Below are 18,487 nucleotides of genomic sequence, written 5' to 3' on the forward strand. Positions count from 1 at the left end.
GGCGCCATCATGAGTTTCCAAGCCTCCAACCCCTGCATCGAATGCGGCGCCTGCTGCGCCAGCTTTCGCGTCGACTTCGCGCGCGCCGAGCTGCTCAGCGAGGGCGGCTGCGTGCCGGACGGCCTGACGGTGGAGCTGACCGACACCCTGGTGCGCATGCGCGGCACCGACCATGCGCGCCCGCGCTGCGCCGCGCTGACCGGCCAGGTCGGCGTCAAGGCCGGCTGCGGCATCTATGAATGGCGCCCCTCACCCTGCCGCGAATTCGGCCTGCGCGCGCCGCTGGGCCTGGGCGACGAGGCCTGCAGCCGGGCCCGCGCCCGGCATGGGCTCCCCCCTCTGTAGCGATCAACCCGGCCGGCGGTCGCTGACGCGCACGGTGCTGCTGCGGATGCTCTCCAGCTTGGCCGCATAGCGCTGGCGGTCCTTGACCGTCGTGCTGTTGTCGCGCGCCAGCGCCAGGTGCTTGCGCACCTCGCCCATTTCGCCCAGGCCGTAGTTGGCCAGGGCCAGCCAGAAATGGAACTCATGGTAGTAGGCCGAGCGCTCGATCTCGCGGGTGAACAGGCGCTTGGCCTCCTGGAACTCGCCGCGCTTCATCGCCAGGATGCCCTGGTCGTAGAACTTGAACGGCGGGTCCGGCTGCAGGTCGCGCAGCTTGGCCGCCAGCAGCTCGGCCTCGGCGCCACGGCCGCGGTCGCGCAGCACCAGCACCAGGTTGGACAGGGTCTGCGCATTGCCCGGCTCCTGCGCCATCACGTTGCGGAACACCTGCTCGGCAAACTCGGCCCGGCCGGCGCGGCGATACACCACGCCCAGGGTGTTGTACGCCGCCATGAAGCGCGGATCCTTGGCCACCGCGGCGCGCGCCCACCAGTAGGCCGCATCGGTATGGCCCAGCTGCAATTCCTCCGCCGCGCGGTTGTTCAGGAACATCGCCACCACCGTGTGCTCCTCGATCACCCGGCTGCGCTGGCCGCGCAGCTGTTCGGGCGGGAGGAAGTCGATCGTCAGCAGCTCGGACTCGAACACGCGGCCGGCCGCATGCTCCATCATCGGCCGGCCCAGGCTCAGGTTCACATGGCCGGACAGCACATAGAGGTCGCCGCTGCGGCTCCACAGATCCTCGACATAGACGCTGTTGAAGCGCACCGGCAGGTTCATCGCCTTCGCGAAGGCCGAGGTCATCAGCACCAGCGACAGGCAGTTGCCGCGCCGCGCGCCGAAGGCCTCGGCCGCGTTGCGCGTGACGGCGGCGTCGTACTCCAGCTGCAGCATGCTCTTGTTGTAGAGCGCGTCCAGCAGGCCCTGGCGGCCGCCCTTGCTGCGCGCATGCTGGGCGATCTCGCGCTCCAGATAGGCCTGCATCTCCGGCGTCAGCGCGAACACCGCGTCGGCCTGCTCGGGCCGGGCCTCGGGCCGGAACAACTCGTCATGGAACAGGACGGACGGCTCCGGTTCCTGCTGCTGCGGCACCTGGGTGGCGCAGCCGCTCAGCAGGCCGGCCAGGACCAGGGCCAGCAGGGTCAGTGAGGACTTTCTCATGAGGCACCTCCGGGTGCGGTGATCTATTTGTTTAGGTCTTGTCTCCTGAGGGAGAAGCTAGCACCGAAAGCGCCCGCCGGCCAGTCCCGTCGGGGATGCCTCCCCTCGGCTCGGGGCCTGGGAGATCAGGCCAGCAGTTGGCGCTCCAGCAGGCGCGCGACATGGATCGCCTCGCGGCCCGCGCCGTCCTGGATCTGGTGCCGGCAGCTGGTGCCGTCGGCCACGACGATGGCGTCGGGCTGGGCGCGGATCGCCGGCAGCAGGCTCAGCTCGGCCATCTGCATCGAGACCCGGTAATGCTTCGCCTCGTAGCCGAAGCTGCCCGCCATGCCGCAGCAGCTGCTCTCGATCAGCGCGGGCTCGGCGCCCGGGATCAGCTTCAGCACCTCCAGCACCGGCGCCACCGCGCCGAAGGCCTTCTGGTGGCAATGGCCGTGCAAGAGAATCGGTGCCTCGGCGGGCTTCAGCCGGGGCGCAAAGCGGCCGGCCTTGGCCTCGCGGGCCAGGAATTCCTCGAACAGCAGGGCCTGCTGGGCCACCCGCTCGGCCGGCTCGCCCAGGCCCAGCACCAGGGCCTCGTCGCGCAGGGTCAGGAGGCAGGACGGCTCCAGGCCGACGATCGCCACGCCGGCCTCGGCCAGCGGCAGCGCCGCATCGACCAGCGCGCGCAGCTTGGCCCGCGCCGCGTCGACCTGGCCGCTGACCAGATGGGTGCGGCCGCAGCAGTGATGGCCGCCATCCTTATCCTTGCGCAGCAGGTGCAGGGTGTAGCCGGCGGCCTTCAGCACGCGTGCGGCGGCCAGCGCGTTCTCCGTCTCGAAGCTGCCGTTGAAGGTGTCGACGAAGAGCACGGCCGCCTTCGGCGCCGCGGCCAGGGTGGTCGGCAGATCCGAGAACAGCGCGGCGTCCCCCGCATGCCGGGCGAAGAAGCTGTCGGCCCGCCAGCGCGGCAGGCTGCGCTTGGCCGAAAAACCCAGCGCCCATTCCATCAGCGCCGGCGCACGCAGATTGAACAGCCAGGGCAGGCGCGCGCCCCAGCGCGCATAGTCGGGCAGCGCGGCGACCAGCTTGTCCTTCAGGGTCCAGCCATGGCGCTGCTTGTAATGCGCCGTGAACTCGATCTTCATGCGCGCCATGTCCACGCCGGTCGGGCAGTCGCGCTTGCATCCCTTGCAGCCGACGCAGAGCTCCATCGTTTCTGCCATCGCCTCGCTGGTGAAGGCGCCCTCGCCCAACTGACCGGAAAGTGCCAGGCGCAGGGTGTTGGCGCGGCCGCGGGTCAGGTGCTGCTCGTCGCGGGTGACGCGGTAGCTGGGGCACATGGTGCCGGCGTCGAACTTGCGGCAATGGCCGTTGTTGTTGCACATCTCGACCGCCTTGGCGAAGCCGCCGGTCGTGTCGCCGCCTGTGCCGGGCGCGGTGGTCTGCTCGGTGACCGGGTCGTTCTGCACATCCCAGGCCGACCAGTCCAGCACCGGCTGCAGCGCGATGGTGCGGTAGGGCCTGGGCGCCGAGGCCGGCGGGAAGCGGAACAGCGCGCCATCGTCCATCTTCGGCGGGTCGATGATGCGGTTCGGCGCGAACAGGTTCAGCGGGTCCAGCTCCTGCTTGATCGCGCGCAGCGCCTCGTTGAGCCTGGGCCCGAACTGCCATTGCACCCATTCGCCGCGGCACAACCCGTCGCCATGCTCGCCGCTGTAGGCGCCCTTGTACTTGCGCACCAGGGCCGAAGCCTCCTCGGCGATCGCACGCATCTTGGCCGCACCGTCGCGCCGCATGTCCAGGATCGGCCGCACATGCAGGGTCCCGACCGAGGCATGGGCATACCAGGTGCCGCGGCTGCCATGCTTGGCAAACACCTCGGTCAGCGCGTCGGTGTACTCGGCCAGATGGGCCAGCGGCACCGCGCAGTCCTCGATGAAGGAAACCGGCTTGCCGTCGCCCTTCAGGCTCATCATGATGTTGAGCCCGGCCTTGCGCACCTCCCAGAGGTTCTTCTGCGGCGATTCATGGGGCATCTCGACCACCGTGCCCGGCAGGCCCAGGTCGCCCATCAGCGCCATCAAGTCGGCCAGCCGCTTCAGCAGCGGCCCCTTCTCGGCGCCGGAGAACTCCACCAGCAGGATCGCCGCCGGGCGGCCGATCAGCGCGGTCTCGATCGTCGGCTTGAAGGCCGGGTTGGCCAGGCTCAGCTCGATCATCGTGCGGTCGACCAGCTCCACCGCGCTGGGGCCGAGCTTGACAATGTGCTGGGCCGCGTCCATCGCCGCGTGGAAGCTCTCGAAGTTGACGACGCCCAGCACCTTGGCGCGCGGCAGCTCCGCGAGCTGCAGGGTCAGGCTGCGCGTATAGGCCAAGGTGCCCTCGGAGCCGATCAGCAGATGCGCCAGATTCACGCTGCCGTCCGTGGTGTAGGGCCGCTCGTTCTGGCAGTCGAAGATATCCAGGTTGTAGCCGGCCACCCGGCGCAGCACCTTGGGCCAATGCGCGCGCAGTTCCTCGCGATGCGATTCGGCCAGGCCGCGCACGAAGTCCGCGATGCCGGCCGCGCGCCCGGCAAGACCCGACACCGGCCCGAACTCCAGCAGCTCGCCGCTGGACAGCCAGGCGCTGGCGCCGACGACGTTGTGCACCATATTGCCGTAGGCGATCGAGCGCGAACCGCAGCTGTTGTTGCCGGCCATGCCGCCCAGGGTCGCCTGCGCGCTGGTCGAGACGTCGACCGGATACCAGAGCCCATGTTTCCTCAGCTGCGCATTCAGATGGTCCAGCACCAGGCCCGGCTCGACGGTGGCGCGGCGCTGCGCCAGGTCGACGTCCAGCACGCGGCGGAAATGCTTACTGTTGTCGATCACCAGGGCCGCGCCGACGGTCTGGCCGCACTGGCTGGTGCCGCCGCCGCGCGCCAGCACCGGCACCTTCAGATCGCGCGCGATGTCGATGGCCAGCGCGATGTCGCGCTCCTGCGTGGGCACGAACACGCCCACCGGCATCTGCTGGTAGATCGAGGCGTCGGTGGCATAGCGCCCGCGCGAGCCGGCGTCGAAGCGCACCTCGCCTTCGGTCTCGGCGCGCAGGCGGCTTTCCAGCAGCACGCTGGTATCGGTGGCTTTGAGCATGGAAATCAGCCTTGCCTGGCGTTCGGATAGATCTCGCCGGCGCGCATCAGCGCCAGCACCGTGTCGCGCTTGGCCTGCACATGGGCGATCAGGATCGCGCGCAGCCGCGCGCCATCGCGAGCGCCCAGCGCCTCGACCATCTGCTCATGCTCGGCCAGCGCGCGGGCCCATTTGGCCTCGTCCTGGTTGGTGCGAAAGCGCAGCGACTGCACCCGCGCATTCAGCCGCGCGTAGGTCTGGGCCAGCACCGGATTGCCGGCCGCGGCATTGATGGCCGAATGGATCTGCGCGTTGAGCCGGTAGTAGCCGGAGAGGTCGCGCCGCGCATGGCAGGCCATCATCTCGTAATGCAGCGCGCGCAGCTCGGCGATGTCGGCATCGGTGATGCGCTCGGCCGCCAACGCGCCGGACAGGCCTTCCAGCTCGGCCAGCAGCTCGAACAGATGCCGCACATCGTCCTCCGACAGCTTCACCGCCACCGCGCCGCGATTCGGCAGCAGGTCCACCAGCCCCTCGGCCGCCAGCAGCTTGATCGCCTCGCGCAGCGGCGTGCGCGAGGAGATGTGCAGCTGCTCGCACAGCTCGCGCTCGTTGAGCTTGGCACCCGGCGCGATGCGCCCCTCCACCAGCAGGGTGCGCAGCCGCGCGGCCACCTGCTCATGCTGGGCCAGGCGGGACATTTCGACGATCTCGGCACTCATCGGTACAACTCCTTGTGTGACAGTTTTGCATGCAAAATACCTCGAGTAAATCGCTTGATTCACAGGGTTATCCAGCAGAGCAATCCGAGTTTTGCATGCAAAACTCGGTCGAGAACGCAGCAAGCCACGGAGTTTTTGCCATGTCCCTGAAGCTCGACTTCCACCCCACCGGCCGGCATTTCCTGCAGATCCCCGGCCCCAGCCCGGTGCCGGACCGCATCCTGCGTGCGATGAGCCTGCCCACCATCGACCACCGCGGTCCCGAGTTCGGCGCCCTGGGTCGGCGCCTGCTGGCCGAGATCCGGCCGCTGTTCAAGACGCAGCAGCCGGTCGTGATCTATCCCGGCTCCGGCACCGGCGCCTGGGAAGCCGCGCTGGCCAATGTGCTGAGCCCCGGCGATGCGGTGCTGATGTACGAGACCGGCCATTTCGCCGCGCTGTGGGCCAAGCTGGCGACCCGCCTGGGCCTGCAGCCCGAGATCCTGACCTGGGCCGGCGAGGACGAGCATCTGCCGCATGCGCCCGGCTGGCGTCGCGGCGTGCAGGCCGAGCTGATCGAGGCGCGGCTGAAGAAGGACACCGAGAAGAAGATCAAGGCCGTCTGCGTCGTGCACAACGAGACCTCGACCGGCGTCACCTCCGACATCGCCGCGGTGCGCCGCGCGATCGATGCGGCCGGCCATCCGGCCCTGCTGCTGGTCGACACGATCTCGGGCCTGGGCAGCGCCGACTACCGCCATGACGAATGGGGCGTCGATGTCACGATCAGCGGCTCGCAGAAGGGCCTGATGATGCCGCCCGGCATCGGCTTCAACGTGCCCTCGGCGCGCGCGATCGAGGCCTCGAATAGCGCCAAGCTGCCCAAGGCCTACTGGGCCTGGGACGAGATGCTGGAGATGAACAAGGACGGTTACTGGCCCAGCACGCCCAACACCAACCTGCTCTACGGTCTCTCGGAGGCGCTGGCCATGCTGCGCGAGGAGGGGCTGGACGCGGTGTTCGCGCGCCACCAGCGCTGGGCCGCCGGCGTGCGCGCCGCGGTCAACGCCTGGGGCCTGCCCATCCAGTGCGCCGACCCGGCGGTCTATTCGCCGGTGCTGACCGGCGTGATCATGCCGGTCGGCGTCGATGCCGACGCGGTGCGCAAGCTGATCTACGAGCGCTTCGACCTCTCGCTGGGCACCGGCCTGGGCAAGCTGAAGGGCCGCATGTTCCGCATCGGCCATCTCGGCGACAGCAACGACCTGACCCTGGTCGCCACCCTGGCCGGCTGCGAGATGGGCCTGCGGCTGGCCGGCGTCAAGCTCAAGGACAGCGGCCTGCCGGCGGCGATGGCGTTTTTCGCCGAACATCCGGTCCCCGCATTGAAGACCAAGGATTGAGATTTGGACCCGCATGATTTGGCGCGCCGGCTGGCCGCCGCCTGGGACAGCGCCCCGATCACCCTGCCGGCGGCGTTGCTGCCTCCCGACGCCGGCGCCGCCCATGCCGCGCAACACCTGACCCTGGCCGAGCGCGGCTGGCGCCTGGGCGCCTGGAAGGTCGGCGCCAAGACGGCCGACGGCCCGGCCCAGGGCGCGCCGCTGCCGCCGGCGTTGCCCAGCCCGGCCAGCCTGCCTTATGCGCGGCGTGACCGCTTCATCGGCCTGGAGCTGGAGATCGCCTTTCGCATCGGTCGGCGCTTCGAGGCGCGCGCGACGCCCTACACGCAGGACGAGGTGCTGGCTGGTGTCGACGGGGTCTGCGCCGCGATCGAGCTGGTGGCCAGCCGCCAGGCCCTGGGCGCCGAGCCGCTGAGCGCCTGGGCCCAGCTGGCCGATCTGCAGAACCATGGCGCGCTGATCGCCGGCGCCTGCGTCCCCTATGACCCCGCCCTGCCCTTCGCGGCGCCGGCGCTGAGCTGGCAGTTCGAGGGTCGCGACATCGCACCGCCCCAACCGGCCAACCCGGCCGGCGATCCGCGCCGCCTGCTGGCCTGGGTCGTCAACCACAGCCTCGCGCAGGGCGTGCCGGTCGAGCCCGGCGTCCTGATCACCACCGGTACCTACACCGGCGCCGTGCTGCCCGAAGGCCCCGGCAGCGCCATCGGCCGCATCGCCGGCCTGCCACCCGTCCAGTTGATCCTGATGTAGTAGCAGTTCCATTCGCCACACCACCACAGAGGAGACAAGCGCATGACGACCCACAAGATCAGAAGAAGGAGCGTGATCCAGGCCGCAGGGGCCGCGGCGGCCGCCGGCCTGCTGGGCTCGGCGCCGCGCGCGGCGCTGGCGCAGGACTGGCCGAGCGGCCCGGTGCGCATCATCGTCGGCTTCCCGCCCGGTGGTGGCACCGATGCGCTGGCCCGGGTCGTCGGGCAGAAGCTGTCGGTGATGTGGAACCAGCAGGTGCTGATCGAGAACAAGGCCGGCGTCGCCGGCGTGCTGGCGGCCGAATACGTGGCCCAGCAGCCGGCCGATGGCAGCGTGCTGCTGATGGCCCATATCAACAGCCATGCGCTGGCGCCCAGCCTGCAGCCCAAGCTGCGCTACAGCATCGAGCGCGACTTCACACCCATCGTGCTGGTCGGCGTCACGCCCAATCTGCTGATCGCGCAGGCCGGCGCCCCGGCCAAAAACGTCAAGGACATCGTCGCCCAGTGCAAGGCCGAACCCGGCAAGATCAGCTTCGGCTCGGCCGGCCAGGGCTCGGCCCAGCATCTGGCGCTGGAGATGTTCAAGCAGCAGGCCAAGGTCGATGCGCTGCACATCCCCTACAAGGGCAGCGCCCCGGCGCTGACCGACCTGATGGGCGGCCAGATCCAGTATGTGTTCGAGACCATGACCGCCGCGACGCCGCATGTGAAGGGCGGCAAGGTGGTGGCGATCGCGCAGACGCGCACCAAGCGCGCCAAGAGCTACCCCAATGTGCCGACCATGGCCGAGCAGGGCTTCCCCGGCTTCGAGGCCACCACCTGGTACGGTCTGGCCGGCCCCGGCAAGCTGCCGCCGGCCGTGGTGCAGAAGATCAACCGCGACGTCAACACCGTGCTGGCGATGCCCGATGTGCAGGAAAAGCTGGACCAGTACGGCGCCGAGGACGGCGGCGGCTCGGCCGACAAGTTCAAGCGCTTCATCGAGAGCGAGACCGCCAAATGGGCCAAGGTCGTGAAGGACGGCAAGGTCACGGTCGACAGCTGAGGCCCGACCTGGAGCCGGGACTCTAAAGACGGGTTTGCCCCGCGCCGCATGCCGGGGCGGCAGGCCTAGACTGCCGCCATGCTGAACCCCATCGTCTACGCGGTCCCGGTCTTCCTGCTGCTGATGCTGCTGGAGTTCGCCTGGAGCCGGCGGCGCGGCGAGACCGTCTACCGCGCGGCCGACACCGTCTCCAGCCTGTCGCTGGGCATCATCAGCCAGTTGGTCGCGGTCTTCACCCAGCTGCTGATGCTGGGCATCTACGGCTGGCTGTGGCAGCACGCCGCGCTGCTGCCCGAATGGTCGCTCGGCTCGCCCTGGGCCTGGGCCGGCGCGCTGCTGATCTACGACTTCCTCTACTACTGGAAGCACCGGCTGGGCCATGAGGTCGCGGTCCTGTGGGCCGCCCATGTGGTGCACCACAGCAGCGAGGAATACAACCTCAGCACCGCGCTGCGCCAGACCGGCAGCGACTTTCTGCTCGGCTGGGTGTTCTACCTGCCGATGGCCCTCTTGGGCGTGCCGCCGCTGATGTTCGTCGTCGTCGGCCTGATCGACCTGCTCTACCAGTTCTGGGTCCACACCCGCCTGGTCGGCAGGCTGGGCTGGTTCGACCGCGTCTTCGTCTCGCCCTCCAACCACCGCGTGCACCATGGCCAGAACGACTACTGCCTGGACCGCAACTACGGCGGCATCCTGATCCTGTGGGACCGGCTGTTCGGCAGCTTCGTCGAGGAGCGCGACGGCGAGCCCATCGTCTACGGCGTGCGGGGCCAGCTGAAGAGCTGGAACCCCTGGACCGCGAACCTGCGCAGCTACGCCGACCTCTGGCGCGACGCCCGGCTGGCCGACAACTGGGCGGACCGGCTGACGATCTGGTGGCGCTCGCCCAACTGGCGTCCGGCCGCGGCGCTGCGCGCGCTGCCCAAGCCGCGGCCCGACCTGAGCCGCTTCCAGCGCTATGCACCGGCGCTGGCCCCGGGCATGGCCGCCTATGGCCTGCTGCAGCTCGGCCCGCTGCTGCTGCTGGGCGTCTATTTCCTCGCGGTGCAGCCGCGGCTGGCGCCGCCGCTCGCGCTGGGCGCGGCCCTGGCCCTGCTGCTGCAGCTGGTGCTGCTGAGCCGCCTGCTGGAGGGCAACAGCCGCCTGGGCGAGGGCCTGCGCCTGCTGGCGCTGGGCGCCTGGGCCGGCGCGCAGCTCTGGCGGGGTCAGGCCTTGCTCGGCGCCGGCCCCTGGCTGTGGGTGCTGTGCCTGGCGGCCGCGCTGGCCGGCCTGCTCTGGCTGGCCCGGCCAAGTAGCGCGGCGGGCCAGACCGGCCGCGCGCTTCCGTAGAATTTGCCCTCCGTCGCGATTTGCCGCGCCCCGACGCGCGCCTGCCCCAAGATGACCTCCGCCCCCTCGCCGCTCACCATCGTCCATGTGGTCTTCTCCTCGCGCGTCGCCGGCGGGGAGCGCCATTGCCTGGACCTGGCCGAGGCCCAGGCCGCGCTGGGACACAAGGTGCATGTGGTCGGCCCGCGCCGCTCGGCCCTGGCCGGCGCGGTCGCGCCGGGCGTGCGGTACCACGGCCTGGCCCTGCCGCTGCTGCGCGGCTGGCGGCTTCGCCGGGTCGTGCGCCGGCTCGGCGCCCAGGTCTGCCATGCGCATCTGGGCCCGGCCTGCAAGGCGACCGCGACCCTCGGCCCCGAGGTGGCCCGCGTCGGCACCCTGCATGTGGGCTACAAGGAACATCACCACGCCAAGCTGGACGGCGTGATCTGCGTCAACCAGGCCCAGCGGCAGCGCCTGAGCGCCTACCGCGGGCGCCACCGCGTCGTCTACAACTGGGCCCCCGAGCCCACCCAGGCCTCACAAGCCAGCGGCCCGGGCCTGCGCCAGGAGCTGGGCCTGCGGCCGGAGCAGTTGCTGGTCGGCTCGGTCGGCCGCCTGCATCCGGCCAAGGGCTTCGACCTGCTGATGCTCGCCTTCTCGGCCCAGGCGCCGGCGGACGCGGTGCTGGCCATCCTGGGCGAGGGCAAGCAGCGCGAGGAGCTGGAGCCGCTGGCCGCGGCCGATCCGCGCATCCGCCTGCTGGGCTTTCGCACCGATGTCGACGCGGCGCTGCGCTCGCTGGACCTGTTCGTCTCGGCCTCGCGCGAGGAAGCCTTCCCGCTGGCCATCCTGGAGGCGATGCGCGCCGGCGTGCCGGTGATCTCGACCCAGACCCAGGGCCCGACCGAGATGCTGGACCAGCAGCCCGCGACCCTGGTGCCGATCGAGGATGTCGAGGCCCTGGGCCGCGCGATCCGCGAGCAGCTCGAGCGCATCCGCGCGGTGCCGCGCGAGCAGCGCCGGCCGGTGGCCTATGAGCTCTCGCGCTACGACCGCCGGCAGTCGGTCGCGCAGATCCTGGACTTCTACCGCGAGCTGATCGACCTGACGAACGGCGGGAGCAGCCACCATGTTTAAGCGCCCCCGCACCGATTTCTGGGCGGTCGGCATCGTGCCGGCGCCGATCGAGACGATCGACGCGCAGCGCCTGCGCGCGCTGCGCGAGCGCATCACCTGGCTGCCCGATGCTGGGCCCTGGCGCTACCTGGCCGACCCCTTCGCGCTGCGCCGCGGCGATGCGCTGCATGTCTTCGTCGAGGCCTTCGACTACCGCACCAAGCATGGCACGATCGAGCGCCACGAGCTCGATGCCGCGACCCTGCAGTGGCGCGGCGCCCGCACCGTGCTGGCGCGCCCCTTCCACCTCTCCTACCCGATGGTGTTCGAGCATCAGGGCGAGACCTTCATGATGCCGGAGAGCAACCAGGCCGGCGAGGTCGCGCTGTACCGCGCGACCGACGCCAGCCTGGACCGCTGGCAGCGCGCGCATGTGCTGCTGGGCGGCCTGCCGGTGGCCGACGCCTCGGTGCTGGAGCATGAGGGCCGCTGGTGGATGTTCTTCGCGCTGGTGGGCCCGGGCGGGCGCGACCGCCGCGAGCTGCATCTGGCCCATGCGCCGGCGCTGACCGGCCCCTGGCAGTTCCATCACCGCAACCCGGTGCATATCAACCTGGGCGGCGCGCGCCCCGCGGGCCAGCCCTTCGTCGGCGCGGACGGTCGCGTGCATGTGCCGGTGCAGGACTCCAGCGCCGGCTACGGCAGCGCGCTGCGCCTGCTGCGCTTCGAGCGCCTGGCGGTCGACGCGGTGGAGTGCGCGCTGCTGCCGCTGCGCCTGACCGGCGACCTGGTGTCCGACGACCATGTCGCCGGCCTGCACACCCTGTCCGGCTGCGGGCCGCTGAGCCTGATCGACGTCAAGCGGATCGACCGCTCGCGCAGCAAGCAATGGCTGGACCTGAAGCGCCGCCTGCGCCGGCTGGTGGGGCGCCCGCGCGCGCTGCCGACGATCTAGGCCCGGTCCTGTTCCAGCGCCAGCGCCGCGCCGCCCAGCGCGACCAGGGTGTCGAGGATCAGCAGGGTCGGGATCGGCGCCAGATAGCTGCCGAAGCGCCCCTTGGCCTCGAAGCGCTCGCGAAAGCGGCTCCTGAAGAAATACTCGCCCAGGCGCGGCACGATGCCGCCGCCGATATAGACGCCGCCGCGCGCGCCCAGGGTCAGCGCCACATTGCCGGCAAAGCCGCCCAGCAGCGCGCAGAAGCTGTCCAGGGTGCGCTCGGCCACCGCGTCCCCGCCGCCCAGCCCGGCCTCGACGATCGCGGCGGCGGTGAGCGGCGCCTGCGCCCGGCCCAGCACCGCGGCCACCGCCTCATGCAGCAGCGGCAGGCCCATGCCCGACAGCAGGCGCTCGGCCGAGACATGCGGGTAGCGCTGCCGGCGCACAAAGCCCAGCAGCGCCTCCTCGAAATCGTCCATCGCCGCCAGGGTCATGTGCCCGCCCTCGCCCGGCAGCGCCAGCCAGCCGGCGCCGGCCCGGGTCACGCCCGCCACGCCCAGCCCGGTGCCGGGGCCGATCACCGCCAGGGTGCCGGCCGGCCGCGCCGGGGGCGCCGCGCCGTCCCAGGCGCGCAGCTGCGGCGCCTGCAGCCGCGGCAGGGCCAAGGCCAGGGCCTCGAAGTCGTTCAGCAGCAACAGGCGCTCCAGCCCCAGCATCGCCCGCAGCTCCGCGCGGGAAAAGCGCCAATGGCTGTTGGTCATCTCGACCCGGTCGCCGTCCACCACCGTGGCCAGCGCGAACGCGGCGCGGCGCGGCGCGGCATAACGCTCGCCCAGCGCCGGGCGCAGCAGCGCCAGATAGGCCAGCACCGCTTCGGCCGGGCCGGCATGCGCGGCCACCGGCAGGGTGTGCACCTGCTCGACGCTCGAGCCGCCCGGCGCCACCCAACCGAAGCGGGCATTGGTGCCGCCGATATCGGCCACCAGACCGGCCGGGGAATGGAGGCTCTGCATGATCGGTGCTCGCGAGGGTCAGGTCTTGAGGAGGATCGCGGCGAAGCCGCTGCCGCCGACTCTAACCTCATTCCTGCCCCGTCAGCCCCAGGCCGCGAACACCTCCTCGGCCAGGCCGAAGGCGGTGCTGGCACCGGTGCCGCTGGTGACGGTGACGACGCGCGTCGCCGCATCCGGCGCCAGCGCGAGGCAGGGCACCTGGGGCGAGGAGGGATAGGTCCCCACCCAGCGCTCCAGCACCTCGCAATGCTCCAGGTGCAACGCCTCGCGCAGATGGCGCAGGATCAGCGCGTCGACCGCCTCCGAGGCGAAGGGCGGCAGCACCGGCCCGTAATGGTGCGAATCGCCGACCACCAGGCTGCCGTCGGCGCTCTGCACGACGATCAGGTGGATGCCATGGTCCAGGCTCTCGCCCTCCTCGGCCCGCAGCCGCGCGCGCAGCGCCTGAGCCTCGGGCAGGGCCGCATAGCCCTCGTAGCGCACCAGGCTCAGGTCGCCCATCACCGCGCCGGCCAACCGGAATCCCGGCTGCGGCCGCACGCGCAGCATCTGCAGCTGGCACAGGTGCAGTCCATGCGGCGCCCACAGCGGCGCGAACAGGCCGTTCAGCTCCGCGCCGCCGCAGACCACGACCCGCTCGGCCCGGTACTCGGCGCGCGCGCTCAGCACCCGCGGCGCCTCGACCGCCAGCACCGCCTCGCCGAAACGGAAATCCACCCCATGGGCCTCGGCCAGCCAGGCCGCCAGCCGCGGGATCGCGTCGCGCGATTCGACGCGCAGCTCGCCCGGGCTCAGCAGCACCGCGCTCAGGTCCTCGCCGCGCAGCGCCGGATGGCGCGCCTGGGCCTCGGTCGGCGTCAGCAGCGAGCAGTCGGCCGCCATCTCGGTGGCCATGAACGCCTCCAGCACCGCCGCGGCCTCGGGCCGGCGCGCCGCCACCCACAGGCCGCGCTGCTCGATCGCGATGCCGGCCCGCGGCGCCAGCTCGGCCCAGACCTCGCGCGAGCGCGCCGCGCGCGCCCAGCTGGCGCCGGCCTTCTGCCCGGTCACGGTGACGAAGCCGAAGTTGCGGATCGAGGCGCCGACGCAGGCCGCGTCGCGCTCCAGCACGATCACGCGCAGGCCGCGTTTGGCGCCCTGCCAGGCATGGGCCAGGCCGACGATGCCGGCGCCGACGACCAGCAGGTCGCAATGGTTGTCCTGGGGAATGGTCTGCTGCTGCATCGCGGGGCCCGGCCAAAGCCGCGCACTCTAGCGCTGTCATATGTCAGGCCTGCGTCAATCGGCACGGCGCCCCCGGGTAATGGAGCATGCCGGCGGTGCGGCGGCCTGCATAGCATCGGGGCGTCACCCCAACGAAAGGCGCTCTCATGACCGCTGTGGTACAGGCCGATCTGCGCTTCCTGCCGGGCGTGCTGCAACGCGAGGCCCTGCGGCCGGCGCTGCAGGCCGCCGCCGAGGCCGCCCGCGCCAGCGGCCATTCGCTGGCGCTGCTGACCCTGGATATCGACCAGTTCAAGGACTACCAGGACCAGGCCGGCGAGGCCAGCGCCCAGCAGGTGCTGGGCCAGCTGGGCCTGCTGCTGGAGCAGCTGAAACCGTCGGCCGCGACCCTGGCCTATCTGGGCGCCGACGAGTTCGTGCTGATCCTGCCCGACACCAGCCTGGCCCAGGCCCATGCGCTGGCCGAGCGCCTGCGCCAGCGCATCGCCGAGGCCCTGGCCCTGCTGAACCGCCAGCCGCCGCTGACCGCGACCCTGGGCGTGGCCGCCAGCCCGCCGGGCCGCGACTGGCTGGCCGAGGGCCTGCTGGCGCTGGCCGATGCGCGCATGACCTTCGCGAAGCGCCGCCTGCCGCCGCACCGCAACCAGGCCTGGGCCGGCGTGCTGCCCTCGGACTGGCAGGCGCGCCTGGCCCTGCCGGCCGAGGCCTGGCCCAGCCTGTAGCGCCGCGCGGACTGCGCCGCGGGGTGCGTGCGCACAGCGTGCCGCACGGCACGGCTCGCGCAGCGCTCTTGCCTAGAATCAAACGCGATGCGCCCCCTGCCCCTGATCGTCATCCTGCTGGTGCTGAACCACGTGGCCTTCAACGGCAGCCGCATCGCGGTCGCGCTGTTCGCGATCAAGCAGGGCGCGTCGACCCTGACCGTCGGCAGCCTGATGGCGGTCTATGCGCTGCTGCCGGCCCTGCTGTCGGTCACTGCCGGGCGCTGGATCGACCGCGGCGGCGTCAACAAGCCGATGCTGATTGGCACCGCCGGCGTCGGTCTGGGCACCCTGGCGCCCTTCCTGCTGCCCGAGATCGGCACCCTCTACTTCACCGCGGTGCTGGTGGGCCTGGCCTTCATGCTGATCAATGTCTCGGCCTACCACGCGGTCGGCGAGATGAGCGCGCCCGAGGAGCGCACGGTCAACTTCAGCTATGTCGCCTTGGGCTTCTCGACCTCCACCTTCGTCGCGCCGATGCTGACCGGCGTCTCGATCGACAGCCTGGGCTACCGCGCCGCCTTCCTGATCCTGTCCCTGTTCACCGTGCTGCCGCTGCTGGCGCTGTGGGGCAAGCTGCTGCCCGAGCAGCCGCGCCCCGAGCGCAAGGAGCTGGGCCCGCGCGGCCATGTGTTCGAGCTGCTGCGCGACCGCGAGGTGCGGCGCCTGTTCATCGCGATGGCAATCCTGACCGTCGGCTGGGACATCTACAACTTCGCGATCCCCGTCTATGGCGCGCAGATCGGCCTGTCGCCCTCGCAGATCGGCATCGTGATGGGGGCCTTCGCGGCCGCCACCTTCGCGGTGCGCCTGGCGATGCCCTTCATCGCGCATCGCGCCGAGCCCTGGTCGCTCCTGACCGTCTCGCTGCTGCTGGCCGGCGTCGCCTATGTCGCGATGCCCTTCACGCACAGCGTCGGCCTGTTGATGGCGATCACCTTCGTGCTGGGCCTGGGCCTGGGCGCGCCGCAGCCGACCGTGCTGACCCTCTTGCACCAGAGCGCCCCGGCCGGCCGCGCCGCCGAGGCCCTGGGCCTGCGCACCACGATGATCAACACCAGCCAGACCGTGATGCCGCTGCTGTTCGGCGCGATGGGCGCGGCGCTGGGCGTCGCCCCGCTGTTCTGGGGCATGGCCGCGATGATGCTGGGCGGCAGCGTATTCGCCCGGCGGCGCTGACGCCCCCTACCAGACCTTGCTGCACCGCAGACGCGGTGAGCTGCGCTGTGGGTTGCCCATAAATATTTGTTGTTATTCAAACAAACATGTTTAAATCGCAACAAATGAACTGGCATCTGTTGATCCTGAGCCTGCCGACGCAGAACTCCACCGCCCGCATGCGCTGCTGGCGCGCGCTGAAGGCCTGCGGCGCGGCCGTGCTGCGCGATGGCGTCTATCTGCTGCCGCAAGGCGAGGCCCGGCATGACGCCCTGGCCGCGATCGCCGACGAGGCCCGGCAGAACGAAGGCTCTGCCTTCCTGCTGCCGACGCAGGGCCCGGAGCAGGCGTTCGCGCCCCTGTTCGACCGGACCGAGGAATTCGCGGCCCTGCTGGCCCAGATCGCCGAGCTACGCGGCGCCCTGAACGGAGGCAACGCGATGGACGGCCTCAAGCAGGGCCGCAAGCTACGGCGTAGCTTTGAGCAACTGGCCGCCACCGACTTCTTTGCGGGCGAGGCGCAGCGCCAGGCCGAGGCCGCCCTGCTGGCGCTGGAGCTGGCCGCCCAGCGGGCGCTGTCGCCCGACGAGCCGATGGCGGCCGCCAACGGCGAGATCGCCCGACTGCGGGTCGAAGACTTCCGTGGCCGTCTCTGGGCCACGCGCCGGCGCCCCTGGGTGGACCGCCTCGCCAGTGCCTGGCTGATCCGGCGCTGCATCGACCCCGAGGCGCGCTTTCTCTGGCTGAAGTCGCCGGCCGACTGTCCGAAGAAGGCCCTGGGCTTCGACTTCGACGGCGCGACCTTCAGCCATCAGGGTGCGCGCGTCACCTTCGAGACCCTGCTGGCCAGCTTCGGCCTGGAGACCCCGCCGCTGTTGCGCCTGGGCCTGCTGGTGCACAGCCTGGATGCTGGCGGCGTGCAGCCGCCCGAGGCCGTCGGGGTGGAGCGCGTGCTGGCTGGCATGCGCGAGGCCATCGAGGACGATGACCTGCTGCTGCACACCGCCGCCGGCGTGTTCGAGGGCCTGCTGATTGCCTTTACCAAGGAGGGCGGCCCATGAACGGCACCACCACCCCGGGGTTGGGACGGCCCGCACCGGTCGGCTTCTGGCAAGCCTTGCGCTTCTGGCTCAAGCTGGGCTTCATCAGTTTCGGCGGGCCGGCCGGCCAGATCGCGATCATGCATGCCGAACTGGTCGAGCGGCGCCGCTGGATCAGCGAACGGCGCTTTCTGCATGCGCTGAACTACTGCATGCTGCTGCCGGGGCCGGAGGCGCAGCAGCTGGCCACCTACATCGGCTGGCTGATGCACCGCAGCTGGGGCGGCATCGTCGCGGGCGCCCTGTTCGTGCTGCCCTCGCTGTTCATCCTGATCGCGCTGTCCTGGGTCTATGTGGCCTTCGGCCAGCAGCCGCTGGTGGCCGGCCTGTTCTACGGCATCAAGCCCGCCGTGACCGCCCTGGTGCTGCATGCCGCGCATCGCATCGGCGGCCGGGCGCTGAAGAATGGCTGGATGTGGGGCATCGCCGCGGCGGCCTTCGTCGCCATCTTCGCGCTTGACGCGCCGTTTCCGCTGATCGTGCTGGTCGCCGCGCTGGTGGGCGCCGTCGGCGCGCGGTTCGCGCCGCAGGTCTTCGCCCTCGGCGGTGGCCATGGCGCGGCCCAGCCTGGCTATGGCCCAGCGCTGATCGACGATGACACGCCGGTCCCGCCCCATGCGCGCTGGCGGCGCGGCCGCCCGGTCCGCGTGCTGGCCGTCGGCCTGGGCCTGTGGCTGGCGGCGATGGGCGGCCTGGTGCTGAGCCATGGCCTGGACGGGGCGCTGACCCAGATGGGCTGGTTCTTCACCAAGGCCGCGCTGCTGACCTTCGGCGGCGCCTACGCCGTGCTGCCCTATGTCTACCAGGGCGCAGTCGAGCAGCACCAATGGCTCAGCGGCACGCAGATGATCGACGGACTCGCGCTGGGCGAGACCACGCCCGGGCCGCTGATCATGGTGGTGGCCTTCGTCGGCTTCGTCGGCGGCTGGGCGAAACAGCTGTTCGGCCCCGACGCCCTGTTCCTGGCCGGCGCCGCGGCCGCCGCGGTGGTGACCTTCTTCACCTTCCTGCCCTCCTTCATCTTCATCCTGGCCGGCGGCCCGCTGATCGAGTCCACCCATGGCCAGCTGAAGTTCACCGCGCCGCTGAGCGCCATCACCGCGGCCGTGGTTGGTGTGATCCTGAACCTGGCGCTGTTCTTCGCCTATCACGTGCTCTGGCCGCAGGGCTTCGCCGGGCGCTTCGACGCGGTCTCGGCGCTGATCACGCTGGGCGCGGCCCTGGCCCTGTTCCGCTTCAAGCTGGGCGTGATGCCGCTGCTGGCGGCCTGTGCCCTGATCGGTCTGGCGCTTACCGCCTTGCCGGACCTGTTTCATTGACGGAGGT

The 18,487-nt window shown here is 71.0% G+C and carries 16 protein-coding genes; 11 read left to right on the plus strand and 5 right to left on the minus strand.

Going from position 1 to position 18,487, the window contains the following annotated elements; translation table 11 throughout:
- Window positions 1–9: 9 nt before the first annotated feature.
- Window positions 10–345: a YkgJ family cysteine cluster protein gene (locus G8A07_RS17690; RefSeq protein WP_195793324.1), complete on the plus strand. Its 336-nt coding sequence runs from the start codon at window positions 10–12 to the stop codon at window positions 343–345.
- A 3-nt stretch (window positions 346–348) separates the two neighbouring features.
- On the opposite strand, the gene G8A07_RS17695 is transcribed toward G8A07_RS17690, so the two are convergent.
- From G8A07_RS17695 to G8A07_RS17705, 3 genes are all read right to left on the minus strand, one after another.
- The gene (locus G8A07_RS17695) at window positions 349–1,545 is read right to left on the minus strand and encodes a hypothetical protein (protein WP_195793325.1); all 1,197 of its coding nucleotides are present in this window, start codon (window positions 1,543–1,545) and stop codon (window positions 349–351) included.
- 125 nt (window positions 1,546–1,670) lie between these two features.
- Entirely contained in the window at window positions 1,671–4,664 is a 2,994-nt protein-coding gene (locus G8A07_RS17700; RefSeq protein ID WP_195793326.1) for an FAD-binding and (Fe-S)-binding domain-containing protein, read from the minus strand.
- 5 nt (window positions 4,665–4,669) lie between these two features.
- Window positions 4,670–5,365: a GntR family transcriptional regulator gene (locus tag G8A07_RS17705; protein WP_195793327.1), complete on the minus strand. Its 696-nt coding sequence runs from the start codon at window positions 5,363–5,365 to the stop codon at window positions 4,670–4,672.
- A 140-nt stretch (window positions 5,366–5,505) separates the two neighbouring features.
- Here G8A07_RS17705 and G8A07_RS17710 point away from each other — a divergent pair, with 140 nt between their 5' ends.
- The 6 genes from G8A07_RS17710 to G8A07_RS17735 all read left to right on the plus strand — a co-directional run bounded on the left by G8A07_RS17710 (window position 5,506) and on the right by G8A07_RS17735 (window position 11,923).
- On the plus strand, window positions 5,506–6,747 hold the full coding sequence (locus G8A07_RS17710) for an alanine--glyoxylate aminotransferase family protein (RefSeq protein ID WP_195793328.1): 1,242 nt from the start codon (window positions 5,506–5,508) through the stop codon (window positions 6,745–6,747).
- A gap of 3 nt (window positions 6,748–6,750) precedes the next feature.
- Window positions 6,751–7,497, plus strand: a complete 747-nt coding sequence (locus G8A07_RS17715; protein WP_195793329.1) for a fumarylacetoacetate hydrolase family protein — start codon at window positions 6,751–6,753, stop codon at window positions 7,495–7,497.
- 42 nt (window positions 7,498–7,539) lie between these two features.
- Complete coding sequence (locus G8A07_RS17720) at window positions 7,540–8,544, plus strand: tripartite tricarboxylate transporter substrate binding protein (RefSeq protein ID WP_195793330.1); 1,005 nt, start codon at window positions 7,540–7,542, stop codon at window positions 8,542–8,544.
- 78 nt (window positions 8,545–8,622) lie between these two features.
- The gene (locus tag G8A07_RS17725) at window positions 8,623–9,873 is read left to right on the plus strand and encodes a sterol desaturase family protein (protein ID WP_213086172.1); all 1,251 of its coding nucleotides are present in this window, start codon (window positions 8,623–8,625) and stop codon (window positions 9,871–9,873) included.
- Window positions 9,874–9,924: 51 nt separating this feature from the next.
- Entirely contained in the window at window positions 9,925–10,989 is a 1,065-nt protein-coding gene (locus tag G8A07_RS17730) for a glycosyltransferase (protein WP_195793331.1), read from the plus strand.
- Window positions 10,982–11,923 (plus strand): glycosyl hydrolase family 43, encoded by a 942-nt coding sequence (locus G8A07_RS17735; RefSeq protein WP_195793332.1) that lies wholly within the window; start codon window positions 10,982–10,984, stop codon window positions 11,921–11,923. Before G8A07_RS17730 ends, G8A07_RS17735 begins: the two co-directional genes overlap by 8 nt.
- Here G8A07_RS17735 and glk read toward each other — a convergent pair.
- Both glk and G8A07_RS17745 read right to left on the minus strand, forming a co-directional pair.
- Window positions 11,920–12,918, minus strand: coding sequence for a glucokinase (gene glk / locus G8A07_RS17740; protein ID WP_195793333.1), 999 nt, complete (start codon window positions 12,916–12,918; stop codon window positions 11,920–11,922). The two genes, G8A07_RS17735 and glk, sit on opposite strands and share 4 nt — an antisense overlap.
- Before the next feature lie 81 nt (window positions 12,919–12,999).
- Window positions 13,000–14,142 (minus strand): TIGR03364 family FAD-dependent oxidoreductase, encoded by a 1,143-nt coding sequence (locus G8A07_RS17745; RefSeq protein WP_195793334.1) that lies wholly within the window; start codon window positions 14,140–14,142, stop codon window positions 13,000–13,002.
- 146 nt (window positions 14,143–14,288) lie between these two features.
- Between G8A07_RS17745 and G8A07_RS17750 the strand changes: the two genes are divergently transcribed.
- The 4 genes from G8A07_RS17750 to chrA all read left to right on the plus strand — a co-directional run bounded on the left by G8A07_RS17750 (window position 14,289) and on the right by chrA (window position 18,480).
- Window positions 14,289–14,864: a GGDEF domain-containing protein gene (locus tag G8A07_RS17750; protein ID WP_195793335.1), complete on the plus strand. Its 576-nt coding sequence runs from the start codon at window positions 14,289–14,291 to the stop codon at window positions 14,862–14,864.
- A gap of 87 nt (window positions 14,865–14,951) precedes the next feature.
- On the plus strand, window positions 14,952–16,082 hold the full coding sequence (locus G8A07_RS17755) for an MFS transporter (protein ID WP_195793336.1): 1,131 nt from the start codon (window positions 14,952–14,954) through the stop codon (window positions 16,080–16,082).
- Window positions 16,083–16,186: 104 nt separating this feature from the next.
- The gene (locus tag G8A07_RS17760) at window positions 16,187–17,122 is read left to right on the plus strand and encodes a chromate resistance protein ChrB domain-containing protein (RefSeq protein ID WP_195793337.1); all 936 of its coding nucleotides are present in this window, start codon (window positions 16,187–16,189) and stop codon (window positions 17,120–17,122) included.
- Entirely contained in the window at window positions 17,119–18,480 is a 1,362-nt protein-coding gene (chrA, locus tag G8A07_RS17765) for a chromate efflux transporter (protein WP_195793338.1), read from the plus strand. Before G8A07_RS17760 ends, chrA begins: the two co-directional genes overlap by 4 nt.
- The last annotated feature ends 7 nt before the right edge of the window (window positions 18,481–18,487 follow it).

It is taken from the genome of Roseateles sp. DAIF2, from assembly GCF_015624425.1.
Taxonomy (GTDB): Bacteria; Pseudomonadota; Gammaproteobacteria; order Burkholderiales; family Burkholderiaceae_C; genus Kinneretia.

Excerpts from the sequence above, each read along its gene's own strand:
- G8A07_RS17690 (WP_195793324.1), top strand. The coding sequence starts at position 10 with ATGAGTTTCCAAGCCTCCAACCCCTGCATCGAATGCGGCGCCTGCTGC.
- chrA (WP_195793338.1), top strand. The coding sequence starts at position 17,119 with ATGAACGGCACCACCACCCCGGGGTTGGGACGGCCCGCACCGGTCGGC.
- glk (WP_195793333.1), bottom strand. The coding sequence starts at position 12,918 with ATGCAGAGCCTCCATTCCCCGGCCGGTCTGGTGGCCGATATCGGCGGC.
- G8A07_RS17735 (WP_195793332.1), top strand. The coding sequence starts at position 10,982 with ATGTTTAAGCGCCCCCGCACCGATTTCTGGGCGGTCGGCATCGTGCCG.
- G8A07_RS17755 (WP_195793336.1), top strand. The coding sequence starts at position 14,952 with ATGCGCCCCCTGCCCCTGATCGTCATCCTGCTGGTGCTGAACCACGTG.
- G8A07_RS17745 (WP_195793334.1), bottom strand. The coding sequence starts at position 14,142 with ATGCAGCAGCAGACCATTCCCCAGGACAACCATTGCGACCTGCTGGTC.
- G8A07_RS17700 (WP_195793326.1), bottom strand. The coding sequence starts at position 4,664 with ATGCTCAAAGCCACCGATACCAGCGTGCTGCTGGAAAGCCGCCTGCGC.
- G8A07_RS17760 (WP_195793337.1), top strand. The coding sequence starts at position 16,187 with ATGAACTGGCATCTGTTGATCCTGAGCCTGCCGACGCAGAACTCCACC.
- G8A07_RS17725 (WP_213086172.1), top strand. The coding sequence starts at position 8,623 with ATGCTGAACCCCATCGTCTACGCGGTCCCGGTCTTCCTGCTGCTGATG.
- G8A07_RS17705 (WP_195793327.1), bottom strand. The coding sequence starts at position 5,365 with ATGAGTGCCGAGATCGTCGAAATGTCCCGCCTGGCCCAGCATGAGCAG.
- G8A07_RS17720 (WP_195793330.1), top strand. The coding sequence starts at position 7,540 with ATGACGACCCACAAGATCAGAAGAAGGAGCGTGATCCAGGCCGCAGGG.
- G8A07_RS17695 (WP_195793325.1), bottom strand. The coding sequence starts at position 1,545 with ATGAGAAAGTCCTCACTGACCCTGCTGGCCCTGGTCCTGGCCGGCCTG.
- G8A07_RS17710 (WP_195793328.1), top strand. The coding sequence starts at position 5,506 with ATGTCCCTGAAGCTCGACTTCCACCCCACCGGCCGGCATTTCCTGCAG.
- G8A07_RS17730 (WP_195793331.1), top strand. The coding sequence starts at position 9,925 with ATGACCTCCGCCCCCTCGCCGCTCACCATCGTCCATGTGGTCTTCTCC.
- G8A07_RS17750 (WP_195793335.1), top strand. The coding sequence starts at position 14,289 with ATGACCGCTGTGGTACAGGCCGATCTGCGCTTCCTGCCGGGCGTGCTG.